The sequence below is a fragment of the Erythrobacter longus genome (assembly GCF_000715015.1).
Taxonomy (GTDB): domain Bacteria; phylum Pseudomonadota; class Alphaproteobacteria; order Sphingomonadales; family Sphingomonadaceae; genus Erythrobacter; species Erythrobacter longus.
The window spans coordinates 220,611-234,492 of the sequence record NZ_JMIW01000003.1; the positions used below are offsets into that span (position 1 = coordinate 220,611).

Annotated in this window: 16 protein-coding genes; 8 read left to right on the forward strand and 8 right to left on the reverse strand. The window is 57.8% G+C overall.

Annotated elements, in window-relative coordinates; genetic code table 11:
• Positions 1-44: 44 nt before the first annotated feature.
• Positions 45-875 carry a hypothetical protein gene (locus tag EH31_RS08230; RefSeq protein WP_034959679.1) on the reverse strand — a complete coding sequence of 277 codons (831 nt, stop codon included), beginning with the start codon at positions 873-875 and terminating at the stop codon, positions 45-47.
• 72 nt (positions 876-947) lie between these two features.
• Here EH31_RS08230 and lipB point away from each other — a divergent pair, with 72 nt between their 5' ends.
• Both lipB and EH31_RS08240 read left to right on the forward strand, forming a co-directional pair.
• The gene (lipB, locus tag EH31_RS08235) at positions 948-1,661 is read left to right on the forward strand and encodes a lipoyl(octanoyl) transferase LipB (RefSeq protein WP_081853306.1); all 714 of its coding nucleotides are present in this window, start codon (positions 948-950) and stop codon (positions 1,659-1,661) included.
• On the forward strand, positions 1,658-1,987 hold the full coding sequence (locus EH31_RS08240; protein WP_152553511.1) for a hypothetical protein: 330 nt from the start codon (positions 1,658-1,660) through the stop codon (positions 1,985-1,987). Before lipB ends, EH31_RS08240 begins: the two co-directional genes overlap by 4 nt.
• A 49-nt stretch (positions 1,988-2,036) precedes the next feature.
• Here EH31_RS08240 and EH31_RS08245 read toward each other — a convergent pair whose 3' ends face one another.
• Complete coding sequence (locus EH31_RS08245) at positions 2,037-3,149, reverse strand: alkene reductase (protein WP_034959681.1); 1,113 nt, start codon at positions 3,147-3,149, stop codon at positions 2,037-2,039.
• Positions 3,150-3,218: 69 nt separating this feature from the next.
• Here EH31_RS08245 and EH31_RS08250 point away from each other — a divergent pair, with 69 nt between their 5' ends.
• Positions 3,219-4,142, forward strand: a complete 924-nt coding sequence (locus EH31_RS08250) for a DMT family transporter (RefSeq protein WP_034959682.1) — start codon at positions 3,219-3,221, stop codon at positions 4,140-4,142.
• Positions 4,143-4,260: 118 nt separating this feature from the next.
• Complete coding sequence (locus tag EH31_RS08255) at positions 4,261-5,103, forward strand: hypothetical protein (protein ID WP_152553512.1); 843 nt, start codon at positions 4,261-4,263, stop codon at positions 5,101-5,103.
• Positions 5,104-5,105: 2 nt separating this feature from the next.
• Here the strand turns inward: EH31_RS08255 and nadA are convergent, their stop codons facing one another.
• Positions 5,106-6,107: a quinolinate synthase NadA gene (gene nadA / locus EH31_RS08260; RefSeq protein ID WP_034959684.1), complete on the reverse strand. Its 1,002-nt coding sequence runs from the start codon at positions 6,105-6,107 to the stop codon at positions 5,106-5,108.
• A gap of 142 nt (positions 6,108-6,249) precedes the next feature.
• On the opposite strand from nadA, the gene EH31_RS08265 reads away from it, so the two are divergent.
• Together EH31_RS08265 and EH31_RS08270 are read left to right on the forward strand one after the other, a co-directional pair.
• Positions 6,250-7,863 carry a class I adenylate-forming enzyme family protein gene (locus tag EH31_RS08265; protein ID WP_034959685.1) on the forward strand — a complete coding sequence of 538 codons (1,614 nt, stop codon included), beginning with the start codon at positions 6,250-6,252 and terminating at the stop codon, positions 7,861-7,863.
• Positions 7,864-7,886: 23 nt separating this feature from the next.
• Positions 7,887-8,330, forward strand: a complete 444-nt coding sequence (locus tag EH31_RS08270; protein WP_051699076.1) for a DUF1499 domain-containing protein — start codon at positions 7,887-7,889, stop codon at positions 8,328-8,330.
• Positions 8,331-8,338: 8 nt separating this feature from the next.
• Here EH31_RS08270 and EH31_RS08275 read toward each other — a convergent pair whose 3' ends face one another.
• Genes EH31_RS08275 through EH31_RS08285 form a run of 3 tightly spaced genes read right to left on the reverse strand, consistent with a single transcriptional unit; the run spans position 8,339 to position 10,651 of the window.
• Positions 8,339-9,031, reverse strand: a complete 693-nt coding sequence (locus tag EH31_RS08275; RefSeq protein WP_051699077.1) for an SDR family oxidoreductase — start codon at positions 9,029-9,031, stop codon at positions 8,339-8,341.
• Between the two features lie 35 nt (positions 9,032-9,066).
• Positions 9,067-9,768: a VIT1/CCC1 transporter family protein gene (locus tag EH31_RS08280; protein ID WP_034959688.1), complete on the reverse strand. Its 702-nt coding sequence runs from the start codon at positions 9,766-9,768 to the stop codon at positions 9,067-9,069.
• A 4-nt stretch (positions 9,769-9,772) separates the two neighbouring features.
• Entirely contained in the window at positions 9,773-10,651 is an 879-nt protein-coding gene (locus EH31_RS08285; RefSeq protein WP_034959690.1) for an MBL fold metallo-hydrolase, read from the reverse strand.
• A gap of 172 nt (positions 10,652-10,823) precedes the next feature.
• Between EH31_RS08285 and EH31_RS08290 the strand changes: the two genes are divergently transcribed.
• Positions 10,824-12,296, forward strand: a complete 1,473-nt coding sequence (locus EH31_RS08290; RefSeq protein WP_034959691.1) for a glycerol kinase — start codon at positions 10,824-10,826, stop codon at positions 12,294-12,296.
• A gap of 32 nt (positions 12,297-12,328) precedes the next feature.
• On the opposite strand, the gene EH31_RS08295 is transcribed toward EH31_RS08290, so the two are convergent.
• The gene (locus tag EH31_RS08295; RefSeq protein ID WP_034959692.1) at positions 12,329-12,805 is read right to left on the reverse strand and encodes a DUF1465 family protein; all 477 of its coding nucleotides are present in this window, start codon (positions 12,803-12,805) and stop codon (positions 12,329-12,331) included.
• A 240-nt stretch (positions 12,806-13,045) separates the two neighbouring features.
• A complete protein-coding gene (locus tag EH31_RS08300; RefSeq protein WP_034959693.1) occupies positions 13,046-13,243 on the reverse strand; it encodes a YdcH family protein in 198 nt (65 codons plus the stop codon).
• Between the two features lie 332 nt (positions 13,244-13,575).
• Between EH31_RS08300 and EH31_RS08310 the strand changes: the two genes are divergently transcribed.
• Positions 13,576-13,755 carry a YdcH family protein gene (locus EH31_RS08310; protein ID WP_034959696.1) on the forward strand — a complete coding sequence of 60 codons (180 nt, stop codon included), beginning with the start codon at positions 13,576-13,578 and terminating at the stop codon, positions 13,753-13,755.
• The last annotated feature ends 127 nt before the right edge of the window (positions 13,756-13,882 follow it).

A 13,882-nucleotide genomic window follows, 5' to 3' on the forward strand; every position in this document is an offset into this window, starting at 1 on the left:
CCGCCGACGTTCTAAAGCGCGCTTTTCAAGGCGCGCCTTTGCCCTTACCCGAACGTGTCCTCGATCGCGGCTTCGCTTGGACCTGCCAATTGGCCGTACATTGCCACTGCGATACCGCACAAAACCATGCCGTAAACCATGCCGGTAAAACCGCTCGCAAGGCCAAGGATCATGGCAGAGACAAGCCCCGTCCCGGCAAGCGCTGCGATGACGCCAAATACACCTGTGAAAATCAGGCTGGCCACGATCATCACAATGATGATGATCGCCCAAAACCCGATGATCGGCCATTGCTTTGGCTTGGTCAGGGCAAAACTTCTGGTGATCGCGGTGATCGGGTTAAGAGTGCCCTCCAGAACCATGACAGGCATCGCCATGCATACGCGGCCCGCAAGCCATGCGACGAAAAGCACAACCGGGATAACCCCGATAATCCCGAACACCGCAGACCCGGCAAGCCCTGCCAGAAGCGAGATTGGCACGATAATCACCATCGCGCCCAAGAAATACATGACAAAAAACAATAGGGTAACGGCAAACAGGCTTGGCACGGTCTTGGCCCCTGTGCCCAAGGCTTGGCCAACGGTGGGGCGGTTGTCGCCCATCAATGCAACCATTGCCGAATACCCTGCCAGTTGAAACGCCAACGAGAACAACCCGCCGCCAATCAATGGCCCGATCAAACCTTCCATTTGCGCGGCCACCACATCAGGGTCCGCCATGGGGTCAACCAACGCCTGCATGTTGGGGACCAGCATATAAATCGCGACATTGGGCAGCAGCAAAAAGACCGCTGCGACAATAAGAAGCAATTGAAAATTCGCCTGGATCAGCTCAACAGCGCGCGACCAACAGCTATTCATGTCAAAGTTCATTGCTATCCCTCAGTACGCAAAACTTGCGCATTGTTTCTTGATTTTGAGCAGCATTGGCCCCACGCCGGAGCAATGGCAAGCCATGCACAGATTTTGCCCCAAGACTTTGGCGCTACCGCTCTTGATTGGCGGCGTGAAACCGCGCTCGTGCCTTACCGCGAGGCATTGGAAGCGATGGAGGCGCGCAACGCCGCTATTGTAGCGGGCGAGGCGGTGGAGCAGGTCTGGCTGCTGGAACACCCGCCTGTCTATACAGCGGGGACATCCGCTGATCCCGCAGAGCTCACAGACCCGCGTTTTGACGTGGTCGAGACAGGGCGCGGCGGGCGCTACACCTATCACGGGCCGGGGCAGCGAGTCGGCTATCTTCTGCTCGACCTCAATAAACGCGGCAAAGACGTACGCTGTTTTGTCCATGCGATTGAGGGCTGGGTGATCGATACGCTGTCGGATTTCGGAGTTGACGCGTGGCGAGCTGAGGGGCGCGTCGGGATCTGGTGCAAGGATATTGACGGGCGCGAGGCCAAAATCGGCGCGATTGGTGTGCGCGTTCGCCGCTGGGTTACGATGCACGGTTTTTCAGTGAACCTTGACCCGGACTTGTCGCACTTTGGCGGCATCGTCCCTTGCGGGATTGACGAATTTGGCGTCACCAGCCTTGCGCGGCTGGGCAAGAATGTCTCCGCCATGGAATGGGACGAGGCATTGATGCAGCGCGCCGACGGATTTTTGGGCACGCTTGAGGCGGCCCGCCAAAGAGCTAGCCAGAAGGCATGTCAAAAATGAGAATTTCTAAGCGTTTAATGTTGGTAGCCCCGCTTTTGGTTGTGGCCGCGTGCGAGGAAGAGGCGCCGGAATCGGTCGGCAGCGAAACCGGCGGGGAGGCCGCTGGCGAAGTTTTGGGCGGCACGATCAGCGACGAAATGATCCCGTTGGAAGAGCTGACCTCGACATCGCCCCCAGCCGAGCGTTCTCCGAGCGCATCATCCGGTGATGGCGCGGCTGTATCCACTGAACAGGGGGATGGGGCGGATGTGCCTGAACCCGACGGCCCTGTGACCGCAGGACCTGCGGGTCCTGAACCCGAAACGTCAGAGGAAGATATACAATAAGCCGGGCCACCTTTCGATAGCCCGGCTTATTCAATGCGTTACGCCAGGCTTACGCGGCGTTTGCAGCCTGTTCTTCTTCCAATGTGGGATAGTCGATGTATCCGTCGGGAATTGGGAAGTACCAGCTTTTGGGCACGTCCTTGTTCGGGTTGAAGTCGGCCCCTGCCGCGATCCGTTTTTCGAGGTCCGGGTTAGAGATATACGGACGGCCAAAGCTCACCGCATCACAGCGGCCACTGGTCACATCATCGTCGGCTTCTTGCGCGGTGTAGTCGGAGTTCAGAATCAACGCGCCGGAGTAAAGGCCACGGATGAGCGCATCCTGCTTGGGCACATCGGTTTGGCCAAAGGTGCCGTCGGGCCCCGGTTGGCGCAGTTCGAGATAGGCAAGACCCAGCTCTTCGATCACTTTGGTCGCCGCGCCAAAAGTCGCGGGCGGGTTGCTGTCATCGGTCCCTTGGCTGTCGCCATTGGGCGAGAGGCGGATGCCAACACGATCCGCGCCCCACACATCTACAAGCCGCTCCAGAACCTCGCGCATAAAGCGGGTGCGGTTTTCAGGGCTTCCGCCATATTCGTCTTCGCGAAGATTGGTCTTATCGCGCAAGAATTGGTCGATCAGATAGCCGTTCGCACCATGCAATTGAACGCTGTCGAAACCAGCCTTCTTCGCGTTTTCAGCGGCGCGTTGATAGTGGTCTAGGGTGCGGTTGATATCGTCCTTGGTCATAGCGCGGGCGACATCGTATTCTTGGCGTCCTACCGGCGTGTGTGCTTCGCCAGGAGCCTTGGTTTCGCTGGCCGAGAAGGGGCGTTCGCCGTCCAGGAAGTAAGACGAGACAATCCGGCCCATATGCCACAATTGCATCGCGATCAGGCCGCCTTCTTCATGCACGCCTTCGACAATAGGCTTCCACGCCTCGGTCTGCTCATCGCTCCAGATACCGGGGGCCGATGGCCAGCCAAGCCCTTCGGTGGAAATGCCAGTCGCCTCGGTCAGGATCATCCCTGCGCCTGCGCGCTGACGGTAATAGGTGCCCATCATTTCATTGGGCACAAACATCGGATCAGCCGCGCGGCCACGGGTGAGCGGGGCCATGAAAATACGGTTTCTGGCCTCGAGCGCGCCCATCTTCAGTGGTTGGAACAAAGCATCATGCATCAGTGGATTTCCTTTCGGATCAGTTTCATTTGGCTATTCACTTGGAGACTTCGGGGCTAGGGCGCAAGCATGGAAACGGTTGAACGCCAAGAAGAGAAAGTTGGGGGTGAGGGTTCGGCCGTTCGCTCGGCTTTGCTCTTGGCGGCGCTTCTGGCGGGCAATTTTGCGCTTGCGCTGGGCCCGTGGTTGGTGCGGCTGGCCGATACTGGCGCGGTGAGCGCGGCGTTCTGGCGATTGTTTTTGGCGCTGCCGTTTCTGGTGCTCTTTGCGCGAATGGCGGGTCAGCCCATGCGCGGCCTTCCCAAAAAGACGCTTATCGTAGTGGCGATTGGCTCCATCGCCTTTGCGAGCGACCTTGCCAGTTGGCACATCGGGATCGAGATGACGCGGCTGGGCAATGCGACCTTGTTCGGCAATGCGGGCTCGATCATCCTCCTCTTCTGGGGTTTTATCGTTGCTCGGATGCTGCCCAAGGGTTTCGAGTGGCTTGCCATCGTCTGCGCGCTTGGCGGGGCGGGGATATTGCTGGGCCGGTCATTGGAGATTTCCGCACAGACATTCGTGGGCGACCTGTTCTGCATCACGGCGGGCCTGCTCTATGCGGTGTATTTGCTCACGCTTCAAAAAGAGCGCAGGGCATTCGGTTCGTGGAGCCTGCTCGTCTGGGTGAGCATCTTTGCCTGCCCCTATTTGCTGGGCCTCGCGCTCATCTTGGGAGAGCCGGTCTGGCCGACCGATTGGACGCCGGTGATCGTGCTGTTCGTGACAAGCCAGCTGATCGGGCAGGGGCTGCTTGTCTATTCGCTAGGCCACTTCCCGCCGCTGATTATTGGCTTGGCGCTGTTGACCCAGCCCGCGATTGCGGCGGTGATCGGCTACTTCGTGTTTGACGAGGTGCTCAGCGCGCTGGACGTTGTGGGGATGTTGCTACTGGGCTCGGCGCTAGTTGTGGCGCGGGTTGCTCAGGGACGGGCCAATTCGTCGAAGCTATGAAGATAGAATGTTAGAGCCACCAAAGACAGTATTCTTAGATCAGAATAAGTGGATCGACCTTGCGCATGCGTTTGAGGACCCGAGTGCAAATCGGGAGACTTATGAGATCGGATGCGCGATGATTGAAGCACTCAAGGCAGGGCAACTACAATTCCCTCTGACTAGCGGTATTCTCATCGAAACTTATCGAATGCGCAACGATGACCACCGAAGGCTCATCGCAGAAGTGCAAGCTCGACTGAGCCAAGGTCGAGTGTTTCGGAATCGAGATTTCTTGATCCGACACGAGATTTTGAGGTTCTTCGAGCAAGATGATCCATCCTCAATCTCGCAGATTCCACCGCTTTGGTGGATGTCGCGTCACTTTCTAGAAGCTTTCGTGGACTTTCAGACCGCAATTTCTGAAATGGGACTGGAAGCTCATCAGGTCAAAGGGTTGTTGGCGGATCCAATTTTGGCGTTGTTTGACTGGGTCGCAAGCGCGCCGAGTGACGAACGTGAAATGGCAATTGGCCACTGGGAAAGAGAGGCTGGCCGCCTGATAAGTCAGTTCGACGAGCGTCGCTCAAGACTGAAAGATGAGTCTTTCAGTATGCAGAAGAGAGTCTATGCGACGACTTTGGCAATCGAAGAGCAAGACCGGATAATCTCGGTATGTCTAGGTTCAGGTCGTGATTGGAACCAGCTGACTGAGAACGGTCCGAAAATCCTCAAAGACATTATTCAGTATGTCTCGACCTACCAGGCTGAGATCGCGTTGGCTTGTTCTATCGAACGATTGGGCAGGCAAATTCAGTTGAACGACCTTCGCGATATGAGCTCCTATGTCGCTGTCTTACCCAATTCTGACGTTATTATTGGTGAGAAGCTATTCGTCAACTTGGCTCGTCAGGGCGGCTTGGGGAAAAGATTTGGTTGCGAGCTCCACACCGACCTGAGTTCGCTAAAGCCATTTTTGTAGGCTCAACTCCCCCCAAACTTCACAAAGCCCAAATCTCCCTGACCTACAGTCCCGCTCGCCATCTCCAGCATACGGTCAAGGCTCTTCTTCGCTTGCAAACGCAACTCCTCGTCCATCTCGATGCGCGGCTCCAGATCGCGTAGCGCCGTGTACATCTTCTCCATGGTGTTGAGCGCCATATAGGGGCAGATGTTGCAGTTGCAGTTGCCGTCCGCTCCCGGCGCTCCGATGAAGGTTTTTTCGGGCAGCGCCTTTTCCATCTGGTGCATAATGTGCGGCTCGGTCGCGACGATCAGAGTGTCGCCTTCAAAGCTTTGCGCGAATTTTAGGATACCGCTGGTTGAACCAACGTAATCGGCGTGGTCGACGATGGCTGGCGGGCACTCGGGGTGTGCGGCCACAGGCGCGCCGGGGTGCTGTTCCTTGAGTTTAAGAAGCTCGGTTTCAGAAAACGCCTCGTGCACCACGCAGACACCCGGCCACAGCAGCATTTCGCGGTTGAAATTGCGCGACAACCAGCCGCCCAAGTGACGGTCGGGGCCAAAGATGATCTTCTGGTCCTCGGGGATTTGCGACAGGATCGTCTCAGCGCTGGAGCTGGTCACGATAATGTCGCTCAATGCTTTCACCTCGGTCGAGCAATTGATGTAGGTGAGCGCGATGTGATCGGGGTTTGCTTCGCGGAAAGCCTTGAACTTCTCGGGTGGGCAGCTGTCTTCCAAAGAACACCCTGCGTCCATATCGGGCAGGATCACGGTCTTTTCTGGCGAGAGGATTTTGGCGGTTTCGGCCATGAATTTGACCCCGCAAAACAGGATCACATCCGCGTCTGTCTCCGCCGCCTTGCGCGATAACTCGAGGCTGTCGCCCACGAAATCGGCAATGTCCTGAATATCGGGGGTCTGGTAATAGTGGGCAAGGATCACCGCATTGCGCGTCTTTTTGAGGCGGTTGATCTCGGCGTGGAGTGCTTCCCCGCTTGGTACTTTGCTTTCGAAGCTCATGGATGGGTCCCTAAGTCTTTGGCCTGCTATCTTACTTGCGTTTGACATAAGCATGATTGCCGAGATTTGCGAGAGTTCAGTTTGCGAATGACTCTCGCGCACAGTGTGTTAGCTTTGGCCCGAGTGAGAGAGGGGAACAGCTATGTACAAGCTTGATCTCAAAGAGGCCTATTGCCCCGCGCAAACCGACACCGAGTATAAAGAGCGCACCATCGAAGGGGTCTTGCGCGAGCAGGTGGCAATACGCCCCGATGCGCTGGCCTTGCGCGAATTGCTGGCCGATGGATCTGCGGGCCGCGACTGGACCTATGCTGAATTGCTTGCAGATAGCGAGCGGGCAGCGCGCGCGCTTGCGGCGCGGCATCCGGCTGGCACGCGCATTGCGGTGATGGGCGGCAATTGCCCGGAATGGGTGATGATACAGCTTGGCGCGGCGATGGCGGGGCTGGTCATCGTCACCGTCAACCCGAGCTTTATCGCGCGCGAGGTGCGCTATGTCCTAGAACAATCGGGCTCCGGCGCGGTCTATTATCAGCCCAATGTGCGCGGGAGTGCGCTTCGTCCCGTAGTGGATGAGGCCGCAGCAGGGCTCGCGGCGTCCGAGTATGTGCTTGACATGACTGATCATGGCGAATTGTTCGCGGGCGAGAAAGACGGCGAGCTGCGTTCAAGTAACCCGCGCGATATCGTCATGATCCAATACACATCGGGCACCACCGGCTTTCCCAAGGGCGTGCTGCTCCATCAACATGGATTGGTGCAATCGAACAGGGACGTGTTCGAGCGCTGGAATATTGGGCCAGGCGACAAGGTGACGTGCCCGTTCCCGCTGTTCCACACGGCTGGCAGCGCGGTGTGTGTGCTTGGTACGATGGCACGAGGTGGCACTTTGATGCTTGTCTCGGTGTTTGATCCGGTCGCGGTTGCAAAGATGATCGAGCGCGAGAAACCGGAGGTTCTGGGCGGCGTTGCAACCATGCTCTTTGCTATCATGGAGGCGGCCAAGGCGACCGGCACCGATGTGTCGAGCGTGCGCACGATCCTGTCTGGCGGCGCGATGGTACCACCGGAATTGAACCGCGCGGCGCAGGCCATTTTCGGAGTGCCGATCCTGATCGTTTATGGCCAGACCGAAACATCGCCTGCGATCACCGCTGCATGGCCCACCGATACCGGCGAAGAGCTGATGGAGACCATCGGCCAACCGTGCAGCCATATGGAAGTCTCGATCCGCAACCCCAATGACAACAGCGTGTGCGCCATTGATGAACAAGGCGAGATCTGCATGCGCGGGTTCAATATGATGGCGGGTTATAACGACAATCCGCAGGCGACTGCGGAGACAATCGATCAGGACGGCTGGCTCCACACAGGCGACTTGGGCAGCATTTCTGCGACCGGATATGTGAAGATCACGGGCCGGGTAAAAGAGATGATCATCAGAGGCGGCGAGAACCTCTTTCCCGCCGAAATCGAGGCCGCGATGATCGAGCATCCTGCCATTGCCGAGGTTGCCGTGGCAGGTGTGCCGGATGAAAAGTGGGGCGAGATTGTCGCGTGCTTTATGCGGCTTGCCGAAGGCGCGACACGGCCTTCGAACGATGACCTCAAAGCCTTTGTGCGCGAGCGTTTGTCGCCGCAAAAGACCCCTGCGCATTGGGTTTGGGTCAGGGAATTCCCGCTCACGGGCTCTGGCAAAATTCAGAAGTTTCAACTGGCGGAAGACTTCGCCAAGGGTGAATTGGCAAGCGCCTGAACCTGCACGAAAAAGGAACGGTAATGGGTATTTTGAAAGCTTTGGTCTTCGGCATTTTGGGCCTTGCGGTTCTGGGCGCAGCGGGATTTTTCGTCCTTGGCTTGATGTCGCAAAATGGTGAGGCACCCGGCCTTGTCCAGGGTCAATTGGCCCCCTGTCCCGACAGCCCCAATTGCGTAAGCAGCGAGACGGGCACCGTTGCGGAAAAAGCGACGCAACCTTTGTCTGCGGATGCATGGGACAAACTTCCCGAAGCGATCGCTGCGCAAGGCGGCACAGTCACCAGCGCGTCGGACGATTACATCTCAGCCGAGTTCAAATCCGCCATTTTCGGTTTTGTCGACGATGTCGAATTTCGCAAGGCCGAGGACGCGGTTCATCTGCGTTCAGCCTCGCGGGTCGGATATTCGGACGCAGGCGCAAACGCTGCGCGGGTGGCGGCGCTTCGCGGAGCGCTTGGCGAGTAGGGGCGACCTTACCAGGGGTGCTCTGTCCCGGCCCATGTCCAGAAGCGGCCTGACATCTCATTGTTAAGACCACTTGCGAGGAGGAATATTCCCTCAGCGCTTTCTTTGGGCGAAATGGCAGCTTGTGGTCCGCCCATATCGGTGCGCACCCAGCCGGGGTGTATCGGGACCACAGTGATGCCATCGCTCGCAAAATTGGTGGCAAGAACCTGCATCGCCTTGTTCACCGCCGCCTTGCTGGTGCGGTATGCGATGGCGCCTTCCAGATTTTGATTGAGCGATCCCATCTCGCTGGACACTGTCACAATGCGCGGATTGGGCGAGCGTTTGAGATTGTCTTTCAACGCCAGCGACATGCGAACAGGGGCCATTGAATTGGTCGCAAATATTGCTTGCCACTCGTCATAATCGATGGATGACAAATCATTGCGGTTCGCATCCAGAATGCCAGCGTTGTTGATAAGGACATCAAGTGGTTCATCACCCAACTGCTGTGCAAGAGCGGCGATGTCATCGGGATTGGTTACATCAAGCTTGCAGATTTGGATGTCATGGCCCTCTTGCAACGCGGTCAGAGCAGTGGCTTGGGCAGGGTTGCGGCATCCTGCGATGACCTTCCAACCGGCCTCAGCAAATTTCTGTGCCAAAGCAAGGCCAAGGCCGCGATTAGCACCTGAGATTAGAACGGTTTCGATCGACATTCTCCTTTGGATTGGCAATTCGCATTAATTGCCCTTTAAACCGCTATCCCGAACAGCGAGCCGATGGCAGCCGTTGCCGCCATTGCAAGGATACCCCAGCCTACCACGCGGATGATCGCTGGCATGGTTGGTGCACCGCCCAGCTTTGCACCGGTTGCTCCCAGCAAGGCCAGCGCGATAATTGAAACAACAGCGATAGCCCAGATCGTCCATTCTTGGGGGGCGAGAACAGCTGCAAGAACGGGCGGGGCTGCTCCCACGGTGAAGGTCACGCCCGATGCAATCGCTGCTTGAAGAGGCTTTGCCGCCAATTCATCCGACAGGCCAAGTTCGTCGCGCAAATGGGCGGACAGTGGGTCTTTTGCCGTCAACTCACGCGCAACCAGCGAGGCAGTTTTCTCGCTAAGTCCGCGTTCCTTGTAGATGGCGATGAGTTCGGCGAGCTCTTCGCCTGGTGTTTCTTCGATAGCCTTTCGCTCGCGTGCAATATCGGCCTGTTCGGAATCGCGCTGTGCCGAGACAGAGATATATTCGCCCGCTGCCATCGACATGGCGCCTGCGACGAGGCCTGCAACGCCCGAGATTATGATGACGGAAGGGTCCGGATTGGCGGCAGCGACGCCAATGACGAGCGATGCGACCGAGATGATCCCGTCATTGCCGCCAAGCACCGCTGCACGAAGCCAGCCGCCGCGCTCGACATAGTGCGGGTCGTCAGGATGCGCGCTGGGGGTCATGGGGTCAATTCACGCTCCAAAGCGTGCCGTCTTGCTTGGCAAGCCCGCGTTTCTCAAGGTCGAGCAAATGGGCCGTCACGCTCATTTCAGCGGCACCGATCAGGCGTTTATCAAGCCCCTTGTACATGTCGGGAATGAAATCGGCGGCAATTCTTGCCCGCTCTCCCATCAGGCGCAAGATCTGGTTCTCGCGCTGGCGGCGGTGGCCAATCATACCGCGCACCAATTGCTGCGGCTTGGTGATCGCTGCACCATGGGCCGAGTGGTAGACTTTGTCGCCGCGCGCCTGAAGCTTCTCGAGGCTCGCCATATAATCACCCATATCGCCATCGGGCGGGATGACGACGCTGGTGGACCAGCCCATGACATGATCGCCGGTGAACAGCGAACCGCTTTCTTCAAGCGCAAAGCACAGATGGTTCGAGGTATGCCCCGGTGTGGCCACAGCGGTTAGCGTCCAGCCGGTTCCGCGCATTTGCTCGCCGTCTTCAAGCACGCGGTCAGGTTCATATGTGGTGTCGAACGCCTCATCAGAACGCGGGCCATCCACTTTGAGCACCAAAGGCGCGCAGCCCACAATGGGCGCGCCCGTTTTCTCAGCCAAAGGTGCAGCGGCAGGAGAATGGTCGCGGTGCGTGTGGGTACACATGATCGCAGTGACCGTGCGGGTGCCAACAGCGGCAAGGATTGCCTCGATATGCGGTGCCTCGTCTGGCCCCGGGTCAATCACCGCGCAGTCCGGGCCAGTGGGATCGCCCACGACATAGGTCTGCGTGCCGGTAAAGGTATAGGGCGATGGATTGGGCGCGAGCACCCGCATGACAAGCGGCTCTACCGGATCGGCAAGGCCTGTGGGCCATGGCTTCGGGGGTATCTTCGACATGGGTATTGCATATGCCGTCATGGACGGTCCGTGTCGAGGGCAGGCCCACCCCGCTGCGACTAAGCACGACCCAACTTCGTTAGGGTCTTGCCAAGTCTCGCCCCCCTCCCGCTTGCGGGAGGGGTTGGGGGTGGGTAAGCGGCGAAGAACCAAGACTTGATAAGGGATCACCATGTCTGATTACATTCTCGTCCTTGATGAAGGCACCACCTCCACGCGTGCAATGTTGTTTGCAAGCGATGGCGTGCTTGTCGCGAGTGCACAAGCGGAGCTGACCCAGCATTATCCGCAAGGCGGGTGGGTCGAACATGACGCGGGCGAGATCTGGTTGAAGACGCTGGCCTGCGCAAACGAGGTGATCCCCAAGGCGGGTGGTGCGGCGATGATCGCTGGCATGGGCATTACGAACCAACGCGAAACCGTCGTTGCCTGGGACAAGGTTACGGGCGAGCCGTTGACCCGCGCTATTGTGTGGCAGGACCGGCGCACAGAGCCGCTTTGCGATGCGTTGAGAGGGGCGGGTCACGAGCCGGACATTCAATCAAAAACGGGCCTTTTGCTCGATCCATATTTTTCCGGCACCAAAATGCGCTGGATGCTCGACAATGTGCCTTCGGTGCGCGCGGCCGCCAATGCGCGCACCTTGGCTTTTGGGACGGTGGAAAGCTGGCTCACCTTCAAGCTTTCAGGCGGCGCTACGCACATCACCGATGCCAGCAATGCAAGCCGGACCTTGTTGATGGGCCTTGGCGATCCGGGCTTTGATGAAGGGCTCTGCGATCTGTTGGGTGTGCCGATGGATGCTCTTCCTCGGGTGGTCGATATGTCGGGCGAACTTGCCCATACTGCCCGGTCATTGTTCGGGTGCGAAATTCCAATCACAGGCCTTGCAGGCGATCAGCAATCGGCAACCATCGGGCAGGCGTGTTTTGCCCCCGGTGAGACAAAGGCAACCTTTGGCACTGGCGCGTTTGTTCTGACCAATCAGGGCAGCGTTATTCCAAAGTCCGATAACCGCCTGCTTGGCACAGTGTTGATGCAGATTGGAGGCAAGCGAACCTATGCCATCGAGGGCTCGGTTTTTGTTGCAGGAAGCCTTGTTCAATGGCTGCGCGATAGCCTTGGCATTGTGGGTGCAGCAAGCGAGACCGAAGCGCTGGCCCGGTCGATCCCCAACAGTGGCGGTGTGACCATTGTGCCCGCTCTATCCGGGCTCGGCGCGCCGCATTGGAAGCCGCAAGCGCGCGCAGTTCTAACCGGCCTCAGCTTCTCCAGCGGTAAAGCCGAAATCGCCAGAGCCGCGTTGGAAGCCATGGCGCATCAAACGTATGATCTGGCGCAGGCTTTTGCGGGTGACGGGGCCCGGTGGCAGACATTGCGGATCGACGGCGGAATGGCGGCCAATGACTGGATGGCGCAGGACCTGGCGGATATGCTTGGCATCACTGTCGAGCGGCCCGACTTTATCGAAACCACCGCCCTTGGAGCAGCGATGCTGGCAGCGGCCGGGGCAGGCCTTCACAGCGATCTTGGAACTGCAGGAAAGGCGATGCGCGGCGGGCAATCAGCCTTTGAACCTGCGATGGAAGAGGCGGTGCGCGAAGAGCGTTTGACCCGCTGGCGGCGCGCGCTTGAGGCGGTTTGAGTGGGCGGGTAAGCACGCCCACCACACGGAATTTATATCGAAAGGTCGCTCAACCGCCGCTCTAGCCGTGAGTGAATGGCGCGCGCAGGCGAGGCCATTTCAAAGCCTGAACGCCATGCTTCATCAAGGCGCGCGATACGTTGATGCAATTGCTCGCTTTCCGAAATCAGATCGCGGGTCGCGGGTTCGAGCACGGCAAGCGCTCTTTGATCCGATGGGCGATCTTCGGGCAAGGTGCCGTGCAAGCGCACCTGCTTTTCTGTAAGCTCACCGGAGAAAAAGGCGCGCTGATTAAGCAGCCATGCAAGGACGTGCATCATCCGCGTGGTGGTCTTCAATCCCTCAGTTGAAAGGGCGAGGCGCATGATAGTGTCATTGCCCGTTTCCAAAGCAATTTCAGGTTCATAAGTGCCACGCGCAAACACCGCCCGCACTTCGTCGGCGAGCACCAGGGCTTCGGTGTAAAGCGCTTCCACAATAGGGCGCGAAAGGTTCGTGGCGTTTGTCATATATTATCAGCTAGTCCGATGAGCGCGCATGTTCCAGTGGCCTTTGGTTACTTTCCATTTAAGATTTTCCCGTGTCTCTAAAAGGGACGATAAGGGGTATATACTTACCCATTCAGGTGAGTCCCTTAGGTAGAAACGCGCATAGGGAAGACTACGTATAAATCTGAGCGCCGCAGTGCCGCACGTGTGAGGTTCGCCCGGCTGTATGGGGTACGCCCGCTTTGACAGTTTCAGCCGCGCTTACGCGATGATGTCCGGAAGCAATGCGTCCTCGATGATCGCAATCTGATCTTTCAATCGAAGTTTGCGTTTTTTCAGCCGTGCGATTTGCAATTGATCACCTGAGCCCGCTTCGCTCAATGCAGTTATGGCTGCGTCAAGGTCGCGGTGCTCGGTCCGCAACATCTCAAGTCGCTTTTGCAGCTCTTGCTCATTCATGACTGTGTTCGACCTGTTCGGCTTTGCGCAAAGATGTGGTGCCTGACGCGGCTATCAACCGCAGTCATTTCCATGGCGGGTTCGCAGGCGGACTGCAAGGGCTCTACTTGGACCGGGGCCTTGCGCATCACCCCTAAGGGATTGCCCCGTTGATGTGAGCGGTTCGTCTTGGATAAACCCTGAACGGTCGCTTCATATCTCAGTAGCACTTTGCAAGTTACCCAAAGATATGATTGTATCGCAATTGCGGCGCGGACTTGTCGATCCGAGTCGCTTTCCGGGGGCAAACCCCCGAAAAATTTTTGGCCCGACCAACATAGGAGACCAAGCATATGGCAACAGCCCATTCCTCTGGCGCAGCATCCTCACACGTAAATGCTCTCCAATCCAAACACGCGGGGTTAGAAGCCCGTCTTCGTGACGAGATGGCTCGCCCGGTTCCCGATGCAGCGGCGGTTCAGGCGATCAAACGACAGAAATTGAAAATAAAAGAAGAGATTGCGCGCTGTTGATCCGCAAAGCGCGTTTTTTCCCTGACATCAGCTCCCCATTGGTGGGCCTTCACGCCGATCCCGTGTGGCAGTCCCGTTTGGGCTCCGTCGGGTGTCTTATTCTGACTAAAAGCACGCGAGCGGTCGC

Excerpts from the sequence above, each read along its gene's own strand:
- EH31_RS08230 (WP_034959679.1), bottom strand. The coding sequence starts at position 875 with ATGAACTTTGACATGAATAGCTGTTGGTCGCGCGCTGTTGAGCTGATC.
- lipB (WP_081853306.1), top strand. The coding sequence starts at position 948 with ATGGCAAGCCATGCACAGATTTTGCCCCAAGACTTTGGCGCTACCGCT.
- EH31_RS08240 (WP_152553511.1), top strand. The coding sequence starts at position 1,658 with ATGAGAATTTCTAAGCGTTTAATGTTGGTAGCCCCGCTTTTGGTTGTG.
- EH31_RS08245 (WP_034959681.1), bottom strand. The coding sequence starts at position 3,149 with ATGCATGATGCTTTGTTCCAACCACTGAAGATGGGCGCGCTCGAGGCC.
- EH31_RS08250 (WP_034959682.1), top strand. The coding sequence starts at position 3,219 with ATGGAAACGGTTGAACGCCAAGAAGAGAAAGTTGGGGGTGAGGGTTCG.
- EH31_RS08255 (WP_152553512.1), top strand. The coding sequence starts at position 4,261 with ATGATTGAAGCACTCAAGGCAGGGCAACTACAATTCCCTCTGACTAGC.
- nadA (WP_034959684.1), bottom strand. The coding sequence starts at position 6,107 with ATGAGCTTCGAAAGCAAAGTACCAAGCGGGGAAGCACTCCACGCCGAG.
- EH31_RS08265 (WP_034959685.1), top strand. The coding sequence starts at position 6,250 with ATGTACAAGCTTGATCTCAAAGAGGCCTATTGCCCCGCGCAAACCGAC.
- EH31_RS08270 (WP_051699076.1), top strand. The coding sequence starts at position 7,887 with ATGGGTATTTTGAAAGCTTTGGTCTTCGGCATTTTGGGCCTTGCGGTT.
- EH31_RS08275 (WP_051699077.1), bottom strand. The coding sequence starts at position 9,031 with ATGTCGATCGAAACCGTTCTAATCTCAGGTGCTAATCGCGGCCTTGGC.
- EH31_RS08280 (WP_034959688.1), bottom strand. The coding sequence starts at position 9,768 with ATGACCCCCAGCGCGCATCCTGACGACCCGCACTATGTCGAGCGCGGC.
- EH31_RS08285 (WP_034959690.1), bottom strand. The coding sequence starts at position 10,651 with ATGTCGAAGATACCCCCGAAGCCATGGCCCACAGGCCTTGCCGATCCG.
- EH31_RS08290 (WP_034959691.1), top strand. The coding sequence starts at position 10,824 with ATGTCTGATTACATTCTCGTCCTTGATGAAGGCACCACCTCCACGCGT.
- EH31_RS08295 (WP_034959692.1), bottom strand. The coding sequence starts at position 12,805 with ATGACAAACGCCACGAACCTTTCGCGCCCTATTGTGGAAGCGCTTTAC.
- EH31_RS08300 (WP_034959693.1), bottom strand. The coding sequence starts at position 13,243 with ATGAATGAGCAAGAGCTGCAAAAGCGACTTGAGATGTTGCGGACCGAG.
- EH31_RS08310 (WP_034959696.1), top strand. The coding sequence starts at position 13,576 with ATGGCAACAGCCCATTCCTCTGGCGCAGCATCCTCACACGTAAATGCT.